Raw genomic sequence first — 22,129 nt, forward strand, 5'->3', positions numbered from 1 at the left:
CTCTACGATTGTTTATGGGGAATTTGACTTAAAAAATTCTATTCCCATTCAATAGTTCCAGGCGGCTTAGACGTAATATCATAAACGACCCGATTCACGCCACGAACTTCATTCACAATCCGATTAGAAATCTGTTCTAATAAATCATAGGGAACCCGTGACCAATCGGCCGTCATGCCATCTTCACTACTCACAAATCGTAGAACAATCGGATAAGCATAGGTGCGATGATCTCCCATCACCCCAACGCTTCGCACCGGAAGTAATACTGCAAAAGCTTGCCAATAATCGTGATAAACCCCTTGTTTATTGATTTCTTCACGAACAATTAAATCTGCATCTCGGAGAATATTTAACTTTTCAGCCGTGACTTCTCCTAAAATCCGAATGGCTAAACCAGGGCCAGGAAAAGGATGACGTCGAACAATTTCTTCGGGTAAACCAATAGAACGCCCGACTTTTCTGACTTCATCTTTAAACAGTTTTCGCAGGGGTTCTACTAATTTAAACCGTAAATCTTTAGGTAATCCTCCGACATTGTGATGGCTTTTAATTTTAACCGCAACCCGTTCTCCGGTTTTGGGATCAACATTAGTATCAGCCGATTCAATCACATCAGGATATAATGTTCCTTGAGCTAAATAATCAAAGGGCCCTAAACGAGTCGATTCTTCTTCAAAAACTCGAATAAATTCTCGACCAATGCGTTTACGTTTTTCTTCGGGGTCAGTAACACCTTCAAGTTGTTTTAAGAAGCGTTCACGGGCGTTCACATATTGAACCGGAATATGAAATTGTTCATGAAATAACTTAACTAATCGTTCCGGTTCTAATTTCCGCATAAACCCTTGGTCGATAAACATACAAGTTAAATTATCGCCAATGGCACGGTGTAATAAAAAGGCTAAAGTTGAAGAATCAACGCCACCGGAAAGTGCTAATAATACTCGTTTATCACCAACTCGCGCACGAATTTCTCGAATGGATTCTTCAACAAAAGCTTCCATTGTCCAAGTCGGTTGACAGCGACAAATATGATAAACAAAATTGCGAATTAAGGCTTGACCCCCAATGGAATGAACCACTTCAGGATGGAATTGGACACCATATAAACGTCTTTCATGGTCAGCAATGGCGGCGCAGGGGGTATTATCAGTATGGGCTAAAACTTCAAATCCAGGGGGTAATTGGGTGCAGGAGTCAGCATGACTCATCCACATCGTTGCACCCTGTTCAACATTGGTGAGTAAATCCGTTGGATCATCAATCTGTAAAGAAGCTTTACCATATTCGGCGCGTTTGGCTCGTTCTACGCCGCCACCTAGCTGTTTTACCATTAACTGCATTCCATAACAAACCCCTAAAACGGGAATACCCAACTCCCAGAGTTGGGGATCACATTCGGGTGCGCCTTCATCATAGACAGAATTGGGGCCACCAGAGAGGATAATGCCTTTTGGGTTCAGGGCTGTGAGTTGTTCGGCGGTGGTGCGGTAGGAAATCACCTCAGAATAAACCTCGGTTTCCCGAATGCGGCGGGCAATTAATTCGGAATATTGGGAACCGAAGTCAAGAATGACAATCATTTGTCGGTTCAATTTTTCGCCTGAAGTATGAGTATCTTGGGGTTGAGTTGGAGTTTGAGTCTGGGGAGACATATTGAGTTTAATGTAAGGGATAGAAATTAGAAGGTCAAAAACTATAAAATCCACACGTCCTCTAGTCTCACTGAGGAGAATATATAGAGGAGGCTTTCAACGGCTCATGACATGATTATAGATTTAGCGATCCTGAATTAGCGGTTATGGGTCAGGATGGACAAATCTTGACAACAGCCTTCAAGAGTGATTCAAATTAGAATAACAAATTTGCTGTAAAAGTGTATCAGCGATTTTACTTGTGATGATAATTTTACGCTTACGGTCGAACATTAGGGAACCTACCTTGACATTTTTTTCGCAGTGGGTGTAAATATAAGCCTGGGATCGGTGATCAATCGCGGTTGCGATCGCTCCATAAACTTGATTAACCCAATTTTCCCCTTGTATTACCTCTAATTCTCGCAGATATTGTAAGGCATCCTCAGCCGTTGTGCTGTTAAAAATTTGTTGAAGATTTACGGTGGGGAGTCCAGCAGTTGCACAATAGGCGGTTAATATTTCTAATCGGCCATCAGCTAGATGATGATGGGTGTGGAAAATTCCCCCCGCTAATTTGATTAATTTGCCATGATAACCTAATAATAAAATGGATTGAATTCCAGCTAAGGCTGCGGAAACTAACATTGATCCTAACCAATTTGCTGTTTTCACGATTTGTTGAGGTGGAATTCCCATTTTCTGAGCCAAATCTAATCCATTTTCACCAATACAGAAAACTAAACAATCAAATTCTCTAGCTTTTTCTTGTAATTGCGCTTGATAGTGTTCTAATTGTTCAGGAACAGTTAAGGCTTGAGAAATTCCGGTTGTTCCCAATAACGATAAGCCTTCAACAATTCCAAAAGCAGCATTAGAGGTGCGGGTTGCCAGTTGTTTCCCTTCAGGTAAAATAAAGGTGATTAAAATTTTTTCGTTAGGTTTTAGGTATTTCTCAAGATTGGCTAATAATAAAAGTTTTGCATAACGATAAATTGCGGTTTGTCCGGTTTTTTCATGATAGCCAATTCCTTCTCCACCTTGAATAAAAATAGCATCTGAAAGTTGATCCCTTCTCCCTGGAGAAGACAAAGGTAGGGGTAAATGATTCACCCATTCTACCCTTGCCCAAATGGGCGTATTTCGAGTTAAATCTAAATTATCTCCTGGATCAGAACGAGTAATCGCTAAAGCAGAATTTTCGGTTAACATCGCAATTTGTTCAATGGGGATATTAACTGTTTCCGCCGGATCTATTAAATCAATGGAAACTTGCTGAAGGAACTGATTTTTTTGTTGTAAATATTGTAAAGCAGCTACAGCCGCAGCACAAGCAAAAACAGGAAGTGTATATCCAGAACAAGGTTGATTTATAATCATAATTTTTAGCTGTATTCCCTATTCCCTATTCCCTATTACTATATTCAAAGAATTTGCAGTTGATATCCCATCAAAGCCAAGGCAACAAATCCGGCAATAATCATTAATCCAGAAGGCATGAATTTACGGGTTTTGAATAAACGGGAAATAAAAGTAATGATCAAAAAACCCGACAGAACAATGGAGAAAATTAATCCCCAGGTTAACCCTTGAATCTGAAGAATTCCACCTAACACCAGTAATAGACCAGTGGTACAACCTGCAAACAGAGAAATTTTACTTTTAGCTTTAGTATAACCAACAATGCCACCGATAATCGCTAATAAGCCGTAAGCGATCGCAGCAATTACCCCTAAACTCATCATAACTCCTGTTCATCCCATTATTACAAAGTTCTTTTATACAACTTTAGGGGCGAACTGGATTAACATTTGTTCTAATTGTATCAAAAGTTAAACTTTAACGTTGTAAAAATTTATATAGAGCTTGTTAATCCTAGAAATCCAGCATCTGGGAAAAAAAGAGTTTCTGAATCAGACAATTTTTGGTAAAATGGAAGATAAATTGTCAACTTGTTCCTATGTCTTCTCTGAATAGTCAAATCATCTCTCAGGTACGCTTTTTGCAACGTCAAGCTGCATCTTTATTATTATATCAAGAGGTTTTAAATGATGAAATTGGACAGGCATTTTTAAGCCTGCTAGAAGCATTCCATCACGGTGAATCTAGTATTTTAAATTGTTTAAAAGCCTATGGAATTTGGTTTCAAGTTCAAGCCAAACATCGACAAACTTGGCAAGACTATTTAATTACCCAAATTTTACGCGCTGATAATCCCTTTAGTCAACAAGCGCAGCAAATCTCCTTTAATCAATTATCCTCGTCTTTAATTGAAGCAACAAAACTAGACTTAAAAACATTACAAACCCTCTATCAATGTAATAGTGAAAAAATAAGTCAGTGGTTACGAAGTATTGCCCAATTATCCGAAAATCCGACAATTTGGCAACCGCAACCGGAACAGTTAAATAAAATTGAAGAATTGCCCCTAAAAAGTCAGTTTTCAACCTTAGAAAATTGGTCAGATGCCGTAGAAAGTTTAGCAGATCATTATCGGAAATTTGGGACGGGTTTATTTGCCAGTGCCTCTGCATTTCGTTGGCAACAGAAACAATTTATTAAAATTTTAAATCCCGATCCTGTCCATTTAAACCAGTTAGTCGGTTATGAAACCCAACGGGATATGCTCTTAAAAAATACTGAAATTTTATTAGCCGGATATCCCGCCTTAAATGTTTTATTATATGGAAGTCGAGGTGCGGGTAAATCCTCTTTAATCAAGGCATTATTACACCATTATAGGGATCGAAATTTAAAATTAATTGAAGTCGCAAAATCAGATTTAAAAGATTTATCTCTTGTGGTCGAACAGTTGCAAGGTGTACCGCAAAAATTTATTATTTTTGTGGATGATTTATCCTTTGAAGAAGATGACGATGCTTTTAAAGCCTTGAAAGTTGTATTAGAAGGAAATTTAACAGCCCGTCCTCAAAACGTTGTGGTTTATGCAACCTCTAACCGTCGTCATTTAGTGCGAGAATATTTTGAAGATCGACCGTCTCCAAAAGATCAGGATGAAGTTCATGTTTGGGATACGGTACAGGAAAAATTATCCTTTAGCGATCGCTTTGGTTTAACCTTAACCTTTGAACCGGCGGATCAAAATACTTATTTGAATATTGTCAAACATTTAGCTTATCAAGGAGGAATTGAGATTAGTCCTGAAGATTTGCAGTTTCGAGCCTTACAATGGGCCACTCGTCATAATGGTCGATCTGGGCGGACGGCGCGACAATTTATTGACTTTTTAACGGCTGAATTAGCAATTTTCAGAAAATAAATTGGAAAAAATCAGCAGATAGTGTCATCATAAGCGTGGGAAAAATCTGCTTCAATTCCAAATTAGTCAGGAGGTTTTAACAATGCCAAGTCCCATTGAACTGAATTCTGCGGAAGCTTTTGCTGCGATCTCATTAATTGCAGTAGCAGCCGATGGTTATATTACCGGAAGTGAGTCCCAAGCGATAACAACAACGTTTTCACGAATGCAGCTTTTCAGTGATTATTCCGGTGAGAAAATGCGAGCTATGATTGATCAACTCCTAAATCAATTACAAGAGCAGGGATCGGATGTATTATTAAAAGCAGCCGTGGAAAAATTGCCTAAAGAATTGAGAGAAACGGCTTTTGCCGTTGTTACAGATATTACCTTAGCCGATGGAGAAATTACCGAAGAAGAAGATGCCTTGCTCGATAATCTCTTTAATGTCTTAGAGATTTCTGAAAGCATGGCAAATAACATTATTGATGTTATGTTGATCAAAAATAAAGGATGATACAATTAGAGAAAAAGAATTAAAATTGAGTAGGTGGGCATTGCCCACCTCAGTGTATTTTTACAAAATTTAAGTTTTCAAGATTTAGGTTTGAAATGAGAGGATAAAATGACTTATATCTACAGTCGAATCGTTCGTTTTCAAGATACGGATGCTGCGGGTGTGGTTTATTTTACCAATATTTTGGCGATGTGTCATGAAGCTTATGAAGCCTCTCTAACAACGGCTGAAATTGATATTAAAAATTTTTTTATTAATCCTGATTCTGCTATTCCTGTTGTTCATGCAACAGTTGATTTCCGCTTTCCTTTATATTGTGGAGATCACATTTTAATTGAATCAACCCCTGAATTGATTAATGAAACTTCTTTCAAAATACAATATAAAGTTGTCTTGAAATCTTCTGATCAATTAATTGCTCAAGGATCAACGAAACATATCTGTATTGATCCAAAAACTCGTCAACGCAAACATTTACCAGCAGAAATTCTTAACTGGTTAGATTTGGGAAAAGCTCGGTTTTTGATGGCGGATTTAGATACAGTTGTAATTTGGCGAGATGGAAATGCTTATTTTTTCAAAGGCAATCAGTATATTAATTATAATTTAGCCCACCACTGTATTGAATCAGGATACCCTAAAAAAATTCAACAGGGAATCGGAGCTAGTTTTCCAGAGTCCTTTCATCAGGGAATTGATGCGGGTTTACTCTGGAATAATGGCAAAGCATTTTTATTTAAAGGAAATGAATATCTTCGCTTTGATTTATATCAAAATCGGGTAGAACCGGGTTATCCTCAAAAATTAAATAGTGGGAATTGGTTGGGATGGCCTAGTCATTTTTATCAAGGAATTGATGCTGCTGTTTTATGGAATAATGGAAAAGCTTATTTTTTTAAAGGGGATGAATATATACAATATGATATTTATAAAGAAATGACAGATCGAGGTTATCCCAAGAAGATTAAAGACGGATTAGGAAAAGAATGGCCTTTGAAATTTACGGAAGGGATTGATGCAGCCGTAACACTTAATTATCAGAAAGCCTTTTTATTTAAAGAAGATCAATATATTGTCTATGATATTAATCTAGGCTCTATTGAGCCAGGTCATCCTAAAAAAATCAATGAAACTTGGTCAATTTTTTATTGTAAACCTCGTTAAATTCAGGAGCGTTTTTTAAGGTTATGGCAACTCGAAGCTATGCAATTATTGGTACAGGTGCAGTCGGAGGGTTTTACGGTGCGAAACTTCAAAAAGCGGGTCTGGAAGTTCATTTTCTCCTAAATCGAGATTATGAATTTGTCCGTACACAAGGTTTAAAAATTGACTCTTTAGAGGGGAATTTTACCCTGCCCCAAGTTCAGGCCTATAATGATGTTCATCAAATGCCTCCCTGTGATGTTGTGATTGTTGCTTTAAAAACGACTCACAATTATTTATTACCTCAACTATTGCCACCCATTGTTAAACCCGATGGAGTTGTTTTACTCTTACAAAATGGACTCAATGTTGAACCTCAAATTGCTGAAATCGTTGGGGAAAAACGAGTGATGGGGGGACTTTGTTTTATTTGTTCTAATAAAGTCGGGCCTGGACATATTCAGCATATTGATTATAGTGCGGTTCATTTAGGAGAATATCAAGCTCAATATCAACCCGGAGGAATTTCCGAGCGTATGCAAGAGATTGGAAGAGATTTTCAGCAAGCTAATATTCCGGTGGAACTGACAGAAGATTTAATGTTATCTCGATGGAAAAAATTAGTCTGGAATATTCCTTATAATGGTCTTTCAGTGGTGTTAGATGCCAGAACCGATGAAATCATGGCAAACCCAGAAACTCGTCTTTTAGCAGAAGAATTAATGGGAGAAGTCGTGGCGATCGCTTCTAGTTATAATCGCCATCTTCCTAAAAATTATATTGAATTGATGCTCGATCATACGGATAAAATGAAGCCTTATTTAACCAGTATGAAGTTAGATTATGACGCTCATCGTCCTTTAGAACTGGAAGCTATTGTTGGAAATCCTTTACAAGCTGCTATTGCTCAGGGTGTTGATGTTCCTAAAATTACGATGCTCTATCAACAGTTAAAATTTTTAGATGCCCGAAATCAAACTATCCTCCGATAGAGGGAGAAATTAGGAAGGGTTCGTTAAATTAGAAAGATCAAATCTAATTTGAAGGACGTTATGAGTTCTAATCGACCTTCCTATACTGTCACTGCAAATCGTTCAACTTGGATAGAACGTTTAGCCCGCTTAGGGTATATAACGAAAGGCTTTGTTTATGGATTAATTGGAGTGTTAGCCCTAATGGCTGCCTTTGGTTTGGGCGGACAAACAACGGATACCACTGGAGCCTTACAGACAATTGCAACCCAACCTTTTGGACAATTTCTATTAGTATTAATCACGATTGGATTAATCGGATATGCCCTATGGCGATGGATTGAATGTATTCAAGATCCTGAACATAAAGGCAGCGATGCAACAGGAATTTTCAGCCGTTTAGGTTATGCGATAAGCGGATTAATTTATGCGGGATTAGCCTTAACATCGGCTCGTTTAGTGATGGGTGCAGGTAGCGAAGGTGGAAATTCCCAGCAAGATTGGACAGCGTTTGTACTCGCTCAACCTTGGGGAAATTGGCTAGTTGCCACCCTAGGAGCATTCATTATTGGCTTAGGGTTTTATATGTTTTATAAAGCCTATAAAACTAAGTTTACTCAAGAGCTAGATTTAAGGAATTTAGAACCCAAAAAGCAAAACTTATTAATTAATATTTGCCGATTAGGGATTTTTGCTAGAGGGATTGTTTTTGTTATTATTGGTTTTTTCTTGATTCAAGCCGCTCGTTTTACTAATCCCAATGAAGTTAAAGGAATTGATGGAGCTTTACAAACCTTAAAACAACAACCTTTTGGTAAATTTCTATTAACTTTAGTCGCTTTAGGTTTAGTTGCTTACGGAATTTATATGGCGGTAAAAGCCATTTATAAGCGCATTGAAGTGGATTAAGGAGTTTAGGGGGAATCTTTACTAATTTGTATCAGATATATAGCAAGTTGAAAGGAATTTTATAAAATGGTCAACTTGATTATTAATACTAAAAAATACTTTGATTTGCAGTTCGGGGCGAGGCGCGCCTCGCCCCTACGATCAATTGGGATCAAGACAGTTGTACAATTGATTTAGACTTACTATAGATGCCACTTATTTAGTTAAGGGTTCTTGAGCATTAAATTGTTGGGGATATTTCTCCACAAAATAACTATTCAAGAAAGTATTAACGGCTGATAAAATTACAGGGCCTAAAATAAAGCCCAAGAAACCATAGACCTGAAATCCAGGAACTAATACAGAAGCCAACCAGAAACACAAACCATTAACAACAAAGGAAAAAGCACCCAAGCTTAAAAAATTCAGGGGAAGAGATAATGTTGAGATCACAGGCTTAATAAAAGCATTCACCCCACCAATGGCTACTGCCGCAATTAAAGCAGCCGGAAATGTGGCTAGATTTACTCCAGGAACAACAAGATCAACAACTAATAAACTTAGAGCCGTTGCTACCAAAGTCAATAACGATGCCATCATAAATTTTCCTCAATTTTTTACAAATCTAACAAATTTTACTTTTTATCTTAGTTAAAAAAAGTAATGATTGACCTCTATAGATAGATAGATTCGTTATCGTAAATCATTTTCATCCCCCAGACCTGAATCGTCCTTTAGAAAGATGTAAATCTAAGGGTTAAAATTAAAAATAAAAGCATAAGGTAGTTGCTATGGAAACCAATTCTGATGAGATTATTACAAGTTATCTTAGGAATTCTTTTGCCACCTCTTGGGGTTTATTTAACAGTTGGGTTTAGTTCAGCACTGTTATTTAATATTCTGCTTACCCTGTTAGGTTGGCTACCCGGTTCAATTCACGCGGTTTGGGTGATTGCCAAGCACGCCGAAAGACAAGGAGAAGTAGAAAGAACCTACAATACTTAACAGATTTTCTCGAATTTTATCTCGGTAATCTCTACAGGGTCGCCAATAAATTTCGAGTTAGGATTTGTTCCAAAGTTAAGCCTGGTTTCATCATGAAACTGGGTTTTTTTACAAGTTATAGAACTACGCGCTTTTATAGCACTACGCATTACGGTTAGGACATTTTTAAACTCTGAAACCCTTTCAATTCTTACTGTTCCCTGTTCCCTGCTCCCTGTTCCCTCTTCAAGTAGCACTATAACAAAGAATAGTAGGTTCTAACCCTTGTTACAAGGTTGAGTATGGTTATTTATCCTTTGACATGAACGGGTAGCCAAACACTAAAAATAGAACCTTTATTAATTTGACTTTCTACCGTAATCACTCCCCCCAAAATTTGGCATAAACGCTGACTAATAGCTAGTCCTAAACCCGTTCCCCCAAAACGTTTTGTTGTAGAAGCATCCGCTTGAATAAACGGTTTAAAAATCTGTTGTAATTGTTCTTCTGTCATCCCAATTCCTGTGTCTCGTACTCGAAACACCAGATATTGAGGAGAGTTAGCAATCAATCCATACATTAACTCATCATCTTCTGAAATAGGGGGTTTTTCCTGAGTTCGTTCAATAATTAAATAAATCGTTCCTTTTTCAGTAAATTTAGAAGCATTACTCAGTAAATTTAATAAAATTTGTCTAACTTTCGGCATATCGGCATACATCGTTCCAATATTAGATTTAGCCTTAACTTTCAAAACATTATTATTTTTTTCGGCTAAGGGTTTAGCCGTTGTAATCACATCTTCTACCAATTTATCAACGGGGAAATTTTCTAAATATAGGGTGACATGACCCGCTTCAATTTTAGAAATATCTAAAATATCACTAATCATATCCCGCAGATGCTTTCCGGCGGTTTGAATTCGTTCTAGGTCAGGTAAAAAGTCTGTATATCCCAAATCTTCAGATTCATCATGAAGCATTTCACTATAGCCAATAATCGCATTTAAAGGGGTTCTTAATTCATGACTCATATTGGCTAAAAAGACACTCTTAGAACGGTTGGCAGCTTCCGCCGCCATTTTTGCTTTTTGCAATTCTTCCGTATACTCAGCAACCCGTTGAATTAAATGATTTAAAGATAGCGTTAATGCTCCCAATTCATCGGAACTGGTCACGGGAGCTTGTAAGGCAAAATCCGATTCTTCACTCACTTGCTCGGCGACTTTAATCATTGTTTCCAAAGGAAAGGCAATCATTCGACCAATACCAATGGCTAATATGATTGCTAATCCCCCAGATATTAATAAAGTAACGATAATAATTTGATTGCTTAAAACACTGATTTTATCATAAGCTTGGATTGCATTTTCGGCTCGTTTCCGAAATCTATTTTCAAGTTGAGTTGTTTCTGAATAAAGGGGATAAACTTGGGTAATTCCGGCACTCCGATTCAAATCAATCAAAGATTTTTGAACGGATTGCAAAATTTTAGGATTAAGGTTAGGTCTTTCTGTGATTTGAATGAGTTTTTCAAACGGGGATGAATAGTTATTGAGTCGTTCTTTATAGCGTTGAGTTAAGTCTTGTAAGAGTTGATAATCCTGTTGAACCTCGTTATCTGTAGTTTCAGGAATATTTTGAAGTTGTTGAAGCTGATTATTCATCACAAAAAGAGTAGAACGCAAGGCTGAAACCCCTCGTTCAACTTTTTCCATATCCTGGCTATTGCTGAGGAATTGGACTAAATTATCTTGATTATGCTTTAACTGTAGAAGACTTTGGCTGAGTCCATCAAGAACCGTTGCTTTCTCCTGATCAATTTGCAATTGGGTTCGCAGAGGTTTTTGAGAAGCGGTTTCAATTAAAAATGCTGTGGTTACGCCAACCAGCACTACCCCAATCACTAATCCATAACCCCAGCCAATTTTTTGCCGAATGCTTAGACGATCAAACATAGGCAATACAATGCCAGAGGAACGTTTACTTTTTGTTAAGTTATGTTGAGATGAAATTAGAGACATCCGCAAGGTCGCTCTTAGCCAAGAAGGTCTATATTATTTTATGCTAGTTGACATCCACCTTGCTGTTCTACGCCAGGGATTTCCTAAAACAAAATTAACTGAATTGCTTGAGGGATGTTGACGCTTCACGGGATGCCACTACTTTTAAGATAACCTTATGTTTCCTTGTCGTCCATTTTCTCTAGCTGATTGCCCACCCGGAACGTTACGATTTACCCCAGTATTTTCCAGCGAGTACACCCAACAAACTGAGAGAGTGGGATTTTTGATCAATATATCCGTGTTAACTCGGATAATAGTTTTAAAACAGGGTCATAGAAGTTAGAATCTCAATTGATTATTCTTAATATTTCTCCACTCATCTATCGCTTCTCTACAACAAGATAATAGGTCTATAACCCTTGTGGGGAGGGATTTGGTTCCCAGATTTAATGAATTGGATTCAAAAAAGCACTTTTACTATATTGATAGTATCTTGTCAACTGTTAATAGGACAATTTTAAATCTGACATATACAGAGTGATTTTCTCAAACATCCGCATTTATACTTACAAAATGTAAATTGTGATACACAATTTTAATTCAGGGTCAAAAGCATCATAATAGTGTATCAGTGTCTCTCGAATACAAACTGGATCATCAGTTTTCGAGAAATCTAGCTTTTTGTATAAAAAAAATCCTTCTTTCTATGAAAGAGCATTGTTTTAATTGTGTATATTTCTGCACAAATCTAGTTTTAAAAGCTTCCCTACTTGTTTGATGATTTCTAAAAGTAGTGATGAATATTTTTGGATTTGCTCGCCAATGCCTTTCAAAGCAAAAACGCATCTCTAATAGGAGTTTATCAGTATAATCTCTAATCTAATGAGCAAAAGCTTTTTTGCTATAAAAATTTGCGTTTAAGATAGATTATACTTAATGGATAAAAAAGTATCTTGCCATTTAAGATACTGAGTTTATCTTGTATAAACCCCATTTATTAAACTTTCTTAAAGCCTATCTCAATCAAAGGAAATCAGGGTATGTCATCTAATCATAATTCCATCCATAATTCTCATAAAACCCTTGTTGTTATTGATTCTCAAGTTGAGAATTATGAAACATTACTACAAGGTATTGATCCAAATGCAGAGGTAGTAGTTCTTGACCCAAATCAAGACGGAATTTATCAAATTACTTCTATTTTATCAAATTCTAACAATATTGGCTCTCTACAAATTATTGCTCATGGAAGTTCAGGAAGTATCCAATTAGGCAATACAATTTTAGATAATCAAACCTTAAATCAATATACTGCACAATTCCAAGAATGGCAAACCGGATTAACTGAAAATGCTGATATTTTATTATATAGCTGTAATACGGCTTCAGGAAGTTTAGGACAATCTTTCGTTACAAATTTATCCCAACTAACTCAAGCAGACATCGCAGCCTCGGAAAATTTAACAGGTGCGACTCAGTTCGGAGGAGATTGGAATTTAGAATATGCAACCGGAACCATTGATACCAGTTTAGCCATTCAAACTCAAACGTTATCGAACTATGATGGCGTATTACTGAACACATTAGTCGATGAATCTTTTAATAATAGCACCCTAACACCTCAACCCCCAGGAAGCGCTTCACCTACGATTAATTGGTTGTATGGAAATAACACGAAAGGTTCGGCGGATGTTGTTGCTGATCCTTCTCTGTTAAATACTCAATTTTTTCCCTACTTAACAGCGCGAACAATTAGAGCACCTCAACAAACTACTGGTGCAATTCCTGGGATTCCTTCATCAGGAGTAACGGCTGATCCTGATGGGACGGGAGCCTTAAGGTTAACTTCAGCTACCACTAACCAGTCAGGGTTTGTGATTTATAATCAACCCGTTTCTTCCACCTCTGGATTAACAATATTATTTGATTATTACTCCTATGGAGGAACCGCTGATGCAACAGGGAATAGAGGAGATGGATTAAGCTTTTTTTTAATAGATGGCAGCAAATCTCCAACCAAAGCAGGAGCGTTTGGGGGTTCCTTGGGATATGCTCAAAACCGCTCTAATAATACAGACGGTATCGCCGGAGGTTATATTGGAATTGGATTTGATGAGTATGGGAACTTTGCTACAGAGGTCAGAAGTAGTGATAGTGCAACTATTCGTGTAGGAGCAAGTCCCCTAGCAGGTGCCGCTAAAAAAACTTCTGTTCCTGATTCGATTACAATTCGGGGGAGGGAAATTCTATCTGGAGCCGGGGTACAAGATCGCAATCAATCTTATCCCTGGATTAATACTTATAATACCTTAGCAGGAGGTATTACTAGCATTGATGGGCCTAATGGTGCAACGAAAAGAACGGATGCAGGTGTTGAAAGAAAAGTAGGAATTCAACTGTCTAAAGATGGAAAATTAAGCCTTTTCTTTGATGCTGATGCTGATGGAATTGGAGATGCAGGTGAATATGTTTTTCAGAATTTGGATATCAAAGCAGCCAATGGAGGTATAGTACCTGCTACCTTCAAATTTGGCTTTGCTGCCTCTACGGGTGGAACTACAAATATTCATGAAATTACCAATACCAAAGTATTAAGTTTGGGTTCTCCCCCAGTTGTTGATTTGAATGGCAGTACCATTGGAACTGATTATACCACGACCTTCACCGAAGGTAATAGTCCAGTTAATATTGCTAGTAATATCGTGGGTAATCTTGCCACCGTTAGTGATCCTGATGGGAATGATATTATCAGTCTTACCCTTCAGATTTCTGGTATTTTAAACGGAGCCTCAGAGGTCTTAACAATTGGGGGTACAGAGTTTCCCCAAAATGCAAATAAAACAGCAACAATTACAGTAGGTAGCACCAGTTTCAATGTTGCTTACGATGACACCCAAAAGGAAATTAAAGTTACTAAATCCGATAACAGCAATATTCTGACGGCTGACTTACAGAGTTTATTACAAGGTATTACCTACAAGAATACTTCAGAAAACCCCACTGCCGGAGATCGTAAGATTAATGTGTTTGCTAATGATGGTGTTAATGTTAGTAATACTGCTGTTAGTACAATTACGGTTGTACCTGTCAACGACCCCCCCGTCATCGATTTAGACAGTAGCCAACCCGGAACAAACTACACAACAACCTTCACCGAAAACAGTGCAGGAGTAGCCATAGCCAATAGCGATATTAGTATCACAGACCTAGACGATACCAATATTGAAAATGCTGTTATTACCCTGACGAACGCTCAAACAGCAGACAATTTAACCCTGCCCACATTCCCCACAGGAATTAGCGGAACAATTGACACCAGTGTAGCTGGACAAATCACCGTGAATTTAACGGGGAGTAGCAGTTTAAGCAACTATCAAACCGCCATTAAAGGAATTCAATTTAGCAACAATAGCAGCAACCCCGACCTCACCCCTCGGAATATTTCAGTGGTGGTCAATGACGGAGAAAATGATAGTAATATTGCTCAAACAACCATTAATATTAATCCGACACCAACACCAACACCATCTCCAACACCATCTCCAACACCAACACCAACACCAACACCAACACCATCTCCAACACCATCTCCAACACCATCTCCAACACCAACACCGACACCGACTCCATCTCCATCTCCATCTCCATCTCCATCTCCCACACCTAATCCCACACCAACACCATCTCCAACACCAACGCCGGAACCGACTCCCACACCGCCACCGAATCCCACACCGACACCAACGCCGGAACCAACTCCCACACCATTACCAACACCTTCACCGACACCAGCGCCAGAGAATATTTCTCCGGTGGCTGACAGCCTGAATGCTGCGGTTTTACCCAATAGTAAGATTCCCATCTCACTATCAGGAAGTGACTTTGATGGTACTATTGTTAGTTTTACAATTACCAGCTTACCGGATGCAGCCGATGGGATATTGCTGCTCAATGGTCAACCTGTACAGTTGAATCAGGTTTTAACCCCAGAAGAAGCGACACAACTGGAGTTCCAAGCTATAGGAACCTTTAATGGGGGTAGTTTTGGTTATACCGTTACGGATAATCAAGGAGCAACTGACTCCACTCCAGCTACGGTAACACTGATTCAGCCTTCGGTAAATCAACCTCCGACTGCTAATAATATCAACCTTACCTTAACTCCGAATAGTACCACACTTGTTTCTTTATCGGGACAAGATCCGGATGGAACAATCGCGACTATCACCATTACCAGCTTACCGGATGCAGCCGATGGGATATTGCTGCTCAATGGTCAACCTGTGGAGTTAAATCAGGTTTTAACGCCTGAAGAAGCTACACAACTGCAATTCCAATCTACAGGAACTTTTGATGGTAGCCAGTTTAACTACATTGTCACGGATAACCAAGGTTTAAGTTCGCCAGGAGTTGCTGTTGTTAGTTTAATTGCGCCTCTGGTAAATCAACCGCCTGTGGCGAATAATTTGAACGTTTCTATTACCCCTAATACCACTGTTCCTGTCAGCTTATCGGGGAGTGATCCTGATGGGACTGTCGCAAGTTTTACCATTACCAAACTGCCAGATCCGGCGGATGGGGTGCTGCTGCTTGATGGTCAACCTATAACATCCAACCAGGTTTTGACCCCTGAACAAGCCTCTCGCCTGCAATTTCAATCTACGGGTAGCTTTAATGGTAGTAGCTTTAGCTACACAGTAACAGATAATCAAGGTTTAACTTCAGCCGGAGCCGGAACCATAGGGTTGATCCTACCTCCCGTCAATCAACCTCCCATTCCCAATAACTTAAATACTCTGATTGTCCCGAATAGCACCGTAAATCTACCGAGTCTATCAGGGACAGATGCCGATGGAACCGTTGCCAATTATACAATTACTGCTTTACCAGATCCGGCTGATGGCTTGTTATTACTGAATGAAAACCCTGTCACCCTGAATCAAACTGTTACACCCGAACAAGCTTCTCAACTGCAATTCCAAGCAACAGATCAGTTTGACGGAGGTAGCTTTAGTTACACGGTTACGGATAATCAAGGGACAGTTTCAGTACAGGCGGCAACGGTGGATTTAGTTGTGGTGGATGTTAATCAACCTCCTACCGCCAATAACCTGAACGTTTCTTTCCTACCCAATAGTACCTCCTTTATTCCCCCGTTATCGGGGACTGATCCTGATGGTACGATCACGGGTTTTACGATTACGCAACTCCCCGATCCCGCCGATGGTGTGCTGCTGTTGAATGGAAAACCTATCGAACTCAACCAAATCCTCACACCAGAAGAAGCGGCTCAACTACAATTTCAATCTACAGGTTCTTCAAACGAGGTTGTTTTTGCTTATAAAACCATAGATAACGAAGGATTAATTTCTTCGACAGCAGCTACGGTGTCTTTAGTTCCTCTGGAGGTGAATCTGCCCCCAGTTGCCAATCCTGTGGATCTGCCTGTACAACCGAATAGCCTTGTTAAGGTGCCTCCGCTATCAGGAAACGATGCTGATGGTACAATTACGAGTATCACGATTACTCAACTCCCCGATCCGGCGGATGGGGTACTGCTGCTCAATGGTAAACCTGTAACCGTGAATCAGGTTTTGACCCCTGAAGAAGCGGCGCAACTGCAATTTCAATCCACAGGTAACTTTGATGGCGGTGGCTTTAGTTTTACAGTCACGGATGACAAAGGCGCAACCTCTCCAGCGACGACTTTAAACTTAAACTTTCAACCCATTCCCAATCAACCTCCGGTTGCTACGGATGAAAATCTGGAAAGCACTCCTAATACACCAATTACTTTTAATATTGCTGATCAGATCACTGACCCCGATGGCACGCTTAATTTAGCCACTGTGGATCTTGACCCCAATACTCCGGGTCAACAAAAAACCATTACTCTGGACAATCAAGGAACCTTTAAGGTTGATGATCAGGGCAATATTACCTTTACCCCAGTTCCAGGGTTTGCTGGAGTTGCAACCCTGAGTTATACGGTTGAGGATAATCAAGGTGCTACTTCAAATCCTGCCAAAGTTGGGGTGACGATTCCCAATCAACCCCCAGTTGCTGAAAATCTTAACCTTTCAGGAATTGTCAATACTTCTGATTCGGTGAAAATACCCAATTTGGTCGCAACGGATTTAACCGGAAGTATCGTTGGCTATAGTCTCACCAGCTTACCTAATTCTGAACAAGGAACCTTATTCTTAGGTCAAACCCCGATTACGGATCTGAGTCAGGTACAAGGACTCACCCCAGAACAAGCCCAAACCCTAGCCTTCGCTCCCAATCCTAACTTTGTAGGTTCCTTTGTTCTCAATTATCTGGCAACGGACAATTTCGGTGCTACTTCTAATCCAGCAACCCTAACCATTTCTGTAGTAGCTGCACCCATTCCCACGCCAGAACCCACGCCAGAACCCACACCCATTCCCACGCCAGAACCCACACCCATTCCCACACCCATTCCCACACCCANGGTTTAGAGTCACCCAATCCTACTTTCAGTATCCTGAATGGAACACAGGGCAATGATGTTGTCATCGGAGTCATTGCTAATCAAAGCATCTTTACCTTTGGTGGGGATGATTTGATTACAGCCTTTACAGGAAATGAAAATGTCTATGCTGGTGAAGGAAATGATACCGTTGATGCTTTATCCGGTAATGATTGGATTGAAGGAGGCGGGGGTGATGATTTACTTCGGGGTAGCTATGGCAATGATACCCTTCAGGGTCAAGAGGGGAATGATACTCTCTTAGCTGGAATTGATGATCCTGATGTTCCCCAAGACTTGGAAGGACGGGATTGGCTCAGTGGGGGTACTGGAGATGATTTTCTATCGGGTAACGAAAACAACGATACGCTGACGGCAGGAGAAGGCAACGATATCGGATATGGGGGTCAAAATGATGACCTAATTTTTGGAGATCACGGCAACGATACTCTCTATGGTGATGAGGGGAATGATACTGTGATTGGCAGTCCCACTGATGATGTTGTTAACGCAGACGAGGAACAGGATGTCCTCTATGGCTACACAGAGGACGATTTACTCCAAGGCGGTGTTGGCAACGATACGGTTTATGCTGGCCCTGGCAATGATTTTGTGTTTGGCGGTCAAGGTGACGATCTCCTCCGGGGTGAGTTGGGTACGGATACGATCTATGGAGATCAGGGTAATGACACCATCTTTGCCGATAATCTCAGTATTGGTATTGACACCGATGCTCTCAGTAACACTGGAGATGGGGCTGATGTAGTTTGGGGAGGAGCCGGAAATGATTGGATTTCTGGCAACCGCAACAACGACACCCTCATGGGCGGTGAGGGCGATGATACAGGATATGGCGGTGAGCAGGATGATATGCTCTATGGAGATGTTGGAAATGATCTCCTGTACGGTGATCAAGGTACGGATATTCTCTGCGGTGGTGATGGAGATGATACCCTCTATGGCGGTCTGGGCCAGAATAATACCGTTCATGATAGTTCAGCTAAAGATCAATTAAGTGGTGGTGCGGGTAACGATCTACTGTCGGCCAATGAGGGAGAGAATAAACTTTGTGGTGGCGATGGCAATGACACCCTCTACAGTGGACAACAAAATGATACCTTGAGTGGGGGGTCAGGGGATGATTGGTTGTTTGGGGATCTCGGTGATGATTTAATCAGTGGCGGCAGTGGTAGTGATCGCTTTGTTATGTCTGCTGAAACTGGGTTTGACCAAATTATTAATTTCCAAGTCGGAGAAGATATTTTAGTCTTGGCTAACGGTTTAACGTTTAATCAATTAACCCTCACCCAAGATGGAACTTCTACCTTAATTCGGGTAGGGGATAAATCCTTAGCCCGTCTTGCGGGTGTATCGGTAGATTTAATTACTCCGAATAGCTTTGAACTCTTAAGTTAAGCTATAAAGGAGCATTTCCAGCCTGGTACTCTTTGTGACTCGACATCCTGATTCCCAAAAGCTGATTTTCTCTTATCTGTTTGCATTCATCACAACCGTCTTAGTTGTGTTATGGACGCTCAGGGGCTTATCCTTTTTAGCTTTTATTCCGGGTTATGTGATTTGGATATTACTCATCCTCTCAATTGGTACTGGTGTTTTAAGTTCGGTGAGCCGCTAAATTTAGGCTCTATGCCCTACTATCTCCAGGATTGTAGCCATCACAAACATGGACGAGATCTCCCCTATTGCTGTAATATGGCATAAGGGGAATAATCTCACAAAAAATTTTCAAATGTTGTTGTAGACCATTAAGGAGAGGACATGACCCAAGTTATTCTGGGTGAAAATGAACAGCTAGAGTCAGCCTTAAGACGTTTTAAGCGTGAAGTTTCTAAGGCTGGCATTTTGGCGGACGTTAGAAAAAAACGTCACTTTGAAACCCCTCCAGAAAAGCGTAAGCGTAAAGCCATCGCTAACCAACGTCAAAGACGTGCTTTCCGCAAAAAACGGATGTTCTAGTTTTAGGGATTTTACAACCTAAAACCTCACTCTGAATGAACCGCGCCACAACTCCCGCTTGAGGCCCAATGGACAAAGCCGGGAGTAACGTCGCGGATTTTCGTTTTTTCCAGGTCTCTTTGATCTTGCATACCTTCATTCTAACTTGTGGATTCTGAATGTTGAGAGAGGGGAAGGTAATCGGAAATCGTCGCTCCATAATTGACTAACTTTTGCTGATCTTGTTCAGTAAAGCTTTCAGCGTCTAAACGATTCAAAGCCATTAAAGCACCCCAAAGTTGACCTTGGAAAAATAAAGGTATTGCTAAAGCGCTTTTAATTCCCCAGGCTTGTGCAGTATCTTGGCGAACTCGAGGATCTCCCTTGGTATTTTCGACTAAAACAGGACATGAACCTTTAAACACTATTCCCGGTAAACCGGATGTCGCTGCATTTGCTCGTTTTCCCACAACATCTGCTGCATATTTTCCTACGGCTGCCGCAAAGTAAACTTGCTCACCAGAAGATTCTGCCAGCATAACAACAACCGTTTCAGCTTGCAGTAATTCTTGAACTTGTTCAGCAATGGTTTGTAATGTTAGAGCTTGATTCATCATTCTTTCTCTGTGGAGACCCCCACTGAACCTGTAATCAGGTCAGTGGTGGGAGGAAACAGAGGGTGGGTTTTAGACTGCATATAAGTAACCATCCTTTTTGTGAATTATTGTGCAGTATTTGTAACTGATTCCTTGAACAATTGCCCCTTTCGAGGTGATATTGAAACTCCCGCTTGAACGAACAGCAATTCGTCCAAAATAGGTTCCAATTTTCTTTCCTTGAGTCACAACAGCTTTAATAATGTCCCCGGTCTGGAATCCTTTAACAAATTTAAAGCGAGGAACATAACGAGACGGAAACCCGTATTTATCGGTTCGACACATTTGCCTTGACCCATGACCTGTTGCCTGAATCAATAACGGTTGACGAGTTAAGATTTTTAAGGATTCAACTTTTCCCACACAAGCTGCATCTAACCAGTGTCAGTGGGGGTTGTTTACTGCTTAGGAGTTAGTGTTCATGGCATCTCCCACAATAACATTAAGTTGAGCACCAATCAACATAATCAATGAACTGATTTGCAGCCAAAGTAATAAGACAACGAAACCGCCAATTGTGCCATAGGTAATATTAAAATTACCAAAATGGTAAACATACCAGCGAAATAAATTAGACACAAATGCCCAAAATACAGCCGCTAAAATCGCTCCCGGCATCAACGGAGTTCCGGGTTCTCGGTAACTGGGTGCATAACGATAAATAAACGCATAGTTTGTGGAAACAATTCCTAACGTTATCGGCCAGCGAAATTGTTTCCAGGTTTCTAATAAAGTTGATTCTAATAAACAACTTTGTACTGGAGGTTTGATCATACAAATTGCTAAATCCTCTAAAGCACAATTACCAACCGTCTCAAGCATACAACTTTGCCGAGCCATTCCTTCAACAATCAAGTCACTAATTAAGACTAATGCTGATGCCAAAATTAATAATAATAGAGTCCCTAATGCTAAAGCTAAGGCAATTAATTTATTTTTCCAAAAAGGTCGAAGATGATCCTTTTTAACGCGATGAATATGATTTAATGCGTCCATCGCTGCACCAATAACACCTGAAAAAATCCACAAAGAAACCAGAAAACTAAACGAGAGTAAACTAGAACTAGGCGTGAGGGATAATTGATCAATGCCATTTCCAATTAAATCCTGTACCTCTTCCGGGACAATCTGACTCAGTAAGATTGCCATTTGATAGAGTTCAGTTTGTACTAATTGAAATGAACTAATAGCAATTAATAAAGCTAATACGGCTGGAAATAAAGCGAGGGTAGCATGATAAGCCATTTCCGCCGCAAAACCTGGTAATCGTTGTTCTAGGCTGGCTTGAATTAGCTGTTTGAAGGTTCTGCGATTCAAATACAGAAAAAAACAGCAAAAACGCATCATTCGCCGATGAATCCTTTTGAGTCCTTTGATTAGGATAGGAAACAAGGCAATTAATAGATCAGCGACGCAATCAGCACTGTCAGCAATCAGTTTTACTAAATGGGTGTGAACTGAACAAGGTTGCCACTTTACCCATTTGAGATGTCGCCAGAACCGGAAAAAGCTGGCCATTACCATTGACTTAAGGAAAGCATACTTTCTTTCTAATTTACAAGGATTCTGAAACAGTGGTTCAAAATAAATTAGCTCAAGATTGATTTAAGATTATTGTAG

General features: G+C 39.8%; 16 protein-coding genes and 1 pseudogene. 9 read left to right on the forward strand and 8 right to left on the reverse strand.

Features of this window, described 5'->3' with window-relative positions:
* Positions 1-38: 38 nt before the first annotated feature.
* The 3 genes from guaA to PL9214_RS14305 form a co-directional block, all read right to left on the reverse strand.
* On the reverse strand, positions 39-1,658 hold the full coding sequence (gene guaA / locus PL9214_RS14295) for a glutamine-hydrolyzing GMP synthase (protein WP_072719491.1): 1,620 nt from the start codon (positions 1,656-1,658) through the stop codon (positions 39-41).
* A 180-nt stretch (positions 1,659-1,838) separates the two neighbouring features.
* A complete protein-coding gene (cbiD, locus tag PL9214_RS14300; RefSeq protein WP_072719492.1) occupies positions 1,839-3,017 on the reverse strand; it encodes a cobalt-precorrin-5B (C(1))-methyltransferase CbiD in 1,179 nt (392 codons plus the stop codon).
* Between the two features lie 44 nt (positions 3,018-3,061).
* The gene (locus tag PL9214_RS14305; protein WP_367400274.1) at positions 3,062-3,382 is read right to left on the reverse strand and encodes a TMEM14 family protein; all 321 of its coding nucleotides are present in this window, start codon (positions 3,380-3,382) and stop codon (positions 3,062-3,064) included.
* Positions 3,383-3,597: 215 nt separating this feature from the next.
* Between PL9214_RS14305 and PL9214_RS14310 the strand changes: the two genes are divergently transcribed.
* From PL9214_RS14310 to PL9214_RS14330, 5 genes are all read left to right on the forward strand, one after another.
* Positions 3,598-4,917 (forward strand): ATP-binding protein, encoded by a 1,320-nt coding sequence (locus PL9214_RS14310; RefSeq protein WP_072719494.1) that lies wholly within the window; start codon positions 3,598-3,600, stop codon positions 4,915-4,917.
* 82 nt (positions 4,918-4,999) lie between these two features.
* The gene (locus tag PL9214_RS14315; protein ID WP_072719495.1) at positions 5,000-5,413 is read left to right on the forward strand and encodes a tellurite resistance TerB family protein; all 414 of its coding nucleotides are present in this window, start codon (positions 5,000-5,002) and stop codon (positions 5,411-5,413) included.
* A 108-nt stretch (positions 5,414-5,521) separates the two neighbouring features.
* Positions 5,522-6,577 carry a hemopexin repeat-containing protein gene (locus PL9214_RS32920; protein WP_072719496.1) on the forward strand — a complete coding sequence of 352 codons (1,056 nt, stop codon included), beginning with the start codon at positions 5,522-5,524 and terminating at the stop codon, positions 6,575-6,577.
* 23 nt (positions 6,578-6,600) lie between these two features.
* Positions 6,601-7,548 (forward strand): putative 2-dehydropantoate 2-reductase, encoded by a 948-nt coding sequence (locus PL9214_RS14325; protein WP_072719497.1) that lies wholly within the window; start codon positions 6,601-6,603, stop codon positions 7,546-7,548.
* A 60-nt stretch (positions 7,549-7,608) separates the two neighbouring features.
* Complete coding sequence (locus PL9214_RS14330) at positions 7,609-8,436, forward strand: DUF1206 domain-containing protein (protein ID WP_072719498.1); 828 nt, start codon at positions 7,609-7,611, stop codon at positions 8,434-8,436.
* Between the two features lie 195 nt (positions 8,437-8,631).
* On the opposite strand, the gene PL9214_RS14335 is transcribed toward PL9214_RS14330, so the two are convergent.
* Positions 8,632-9,015, reverse strand: coding sequence for a phage holin family protein (locus tag PL9214_RS14335; protein WP_072719499.1), 384 nt, complete (start codon positions 9,013-9,015; stop codon positions 8,632-8,634).
* Between the two features lie 207 nt (positions 9,016-9,222).
* On the opposite strand from PL9214_RS14335, the gene PL9214_RS14340 reads away from it, so the two are divergent.
* Complete coding sequence (locus PL9214_RS14340; RefSeq protein WP_072719500.1) at positions 9,223-9,420, forward strand: YqaE/Pmp3 family membrane protein; 198 nt, start codon at positions 9,223-9,225, stop codon at positions 9,418-9,420.
* 289 nt (positions 9,421-9,709) lie between these two features.
* Here PL9214_RS14340 and PL9214_RS14350 read toward each other — a convergent pair whose 3' ends face one another.
* Entirely contained in the window at positions 9,710-11,356 is a 1,647-nt protein-coding gene (locus PL9214_RS14350; RefSeq protein ID WP_245824251.1) for a sensor histidine kinase, read from the reverse strand.
* Between the two features lie 1,088 nt (positions 11,357-12,444).
* Here PL9214_RS14350 and PL9214_RS30095 point away from each other — a divergent pair.
* The 3 genes from PL9214_RS30095 to rpsU all read left to right on the forward strand — a co-directional run bounded on the left by PL9214_RS30095 (position 12,445) and on the right by rpsU (position 19,874).
* Positions 12,445-17,886, forward strand: coding sequence for a DUF4347 domain-containing protein (locus PL9214_RS30095; protein WP_083580025.1), 5,442 nt, complete (start codon positions 12,445-12,447; stop codon positions 17,884-17,886).
* A 104-nt stretch (positions 17,887-17,990) separates the two neighbouring features.
* Positions 17,991-19,313: a calcium-binding protein gene (locus PL9214_RS14365; protein WP_072719503.1), complete on the forward strand. Its 1,323-nt coding sequence runs from the start codon at positions 17,991-17,993 to the stop codon at positions 19,311-19,313.
* Between the two features lie 363 nt (positions 19,314-19,676).
* Complete coding sequence (rpsU, locus tag PL9214_RS14375; protein WP_006616180.1) at positions 19,677-19,874, forward strand: 30S ribosomal protein S21; 198 nt, start codon at positions 19,677-19,679, stop codon at positions 19,872-19,874.
* A 140-nt stretch (positions 19,875-20,014) separates the two neighbouring features.
* Here the strand turns inward: rpsU and PL9214_RS14380 are convergent, their stop codons facing one another.
* The 3 genes and pseudogenes from PL9214_RS14380 to PL9214_RS14390 form a co-directional block, all read right to left on the reverse strand.
* Positions 20,015-20,470: a GAF domain-containing protein gene (locus tag PL9214_RS14380; RefSeq protein ID WP_083580027.1), complete on the reverse strand. Its 456-nt coding sequence runs from the start codon at positions 20,468-20,470 to the stop codon at positions 20,015-20,017.
* A gap of 69 nt (positions 20,471-20,539) precedes the next feature.
* Positions 20,540-20,893: pseudogene (locus PL9214_RS14385) on the reverse strand (RNA-guided endonuclease IscB); the annotation flags it as partial.
* 21 nt (positions 20,894-20,914) lie between these two features.
* The gene (locus tag PL9214_RS14390; RefSeq protein ID WP_083580028.1) at positions 20,915-22,027 is read right to left on the reverse strand and encodes a YihY/virulence factor BrkB family protein; all 1,113 of its coding nucleotides are present in this window, start codon (positions 22,025-22,027) and stop codon (positions 20,915-20,917) included.
* Positions 22,028-22,129: the final 102 nt, after the last annotated feature.

It is taken from the genome of Planktothrix tepida PCC 9214 (assembly GCF_900009145.1).
Lineage (GTDB): Bacteria > Cyanobacteriota > Cyanobacteriia > Cyanobacteriales > Microcoleaceae > Planktothrix > Planktothrix tepida.

Bases quoted from the DNA above. Each gene is read 5' to 3' on its own strand.
- guaA (WP_072719491.1), bottom strand. From the start codon at position 1,658: ATGTCTCCCCAGACTCAAACTCCAACTCAACCCCAAGATACTCATACT.
- cbiD (WP_072719492.1), bottom strand. From the start codon at position 3,017: ATGATTATAAATCAACCTTGTTCTGGATATACACTTCCTGTTTTTGCT.
- PL9214_RS14305 (WP_367400274.1), bottom strand. From the start codon at position 3,382: ATGATGAGTTTAGGGGTAATTGCTGCGATCGCTTACGGCTTATTAGCG.
- PL9214_RS14310 (WP_072719494.1), top strand. From the start codon at position 3,598: ATGTCTTCTCTGAATAGTCAAATCATCTCTCAGGTACGCTTTTTGCAA.
- PL9214_RS14315 (WP_072719495.1), top strand. From the start codon at position 5,000: ATGCCAAGTCCCATTGAACTGAATTCTGCGGAAGCTTTTGCTGCGATC.
- PL9214_RS32920 (WP_072719496.1), top strand. From the start codon at position 5,522: ATGACTTATATCTACAGTCGAATCGTTCGTTTTCAAGATACGGATGCT.
- PL9214_RS14325 (WP_072719497.1), top strand. From the start codon at position 6,601: ATGGCAACTCGAAGCTATGCAATTATTGGTACAGGTGCAGTCGGAGGG.
- PL9214_RS14330 (WP_072719498.1), top strand. From the start codon at position 7,609: ATGAGTTCTAATCGACCTTCCTATACTGTCACTGCAAATCGTTCAACT.
- PL9214_RS14335 (WP_072719499.1), bottom strand. From the start codon at position 9,015: ATGATGGCATCGTTATTGACTTTGGTAGCAACGGCTCTAAGTTTATTA.
- PL9214_RS14340 (WP_072719500.1), top strand. From the start codon at position 9,223: ATGAGATTATTACAAGTTATCTTAGGAATTCTTTTGCCACCTCTTGGG.
- PL9214_RS14350 (WP_245824251.1), bottom strand. From the start codon at position 11,356: ATGTTTGATCGTCTAAGCATTCGGCAAAAAATTGGCTGGGGTTATGGA.
- rpsU (WP_006616180.1), top strand. From the start codon at position 19,677: ATGACCCAAGTTATTCTGGGTGAAAATGAACAGCTAGAGTCAGCCTTA.
- PL9214_RS14380 (WP_083580027.1), bottom strand. From the start codon at position 20,470: ATGATGAATCAAGCTCTAACATTACAAACCATTGCTGAACAAGTTCAA.
- PL9214_RS14390 (WP_083580028.1), bottom strand. From the start codon at position 22,027: ATGGCCAGCTTTTTCCGGTTCTGGCGACATCTCAAATGGGTAAAGTGG.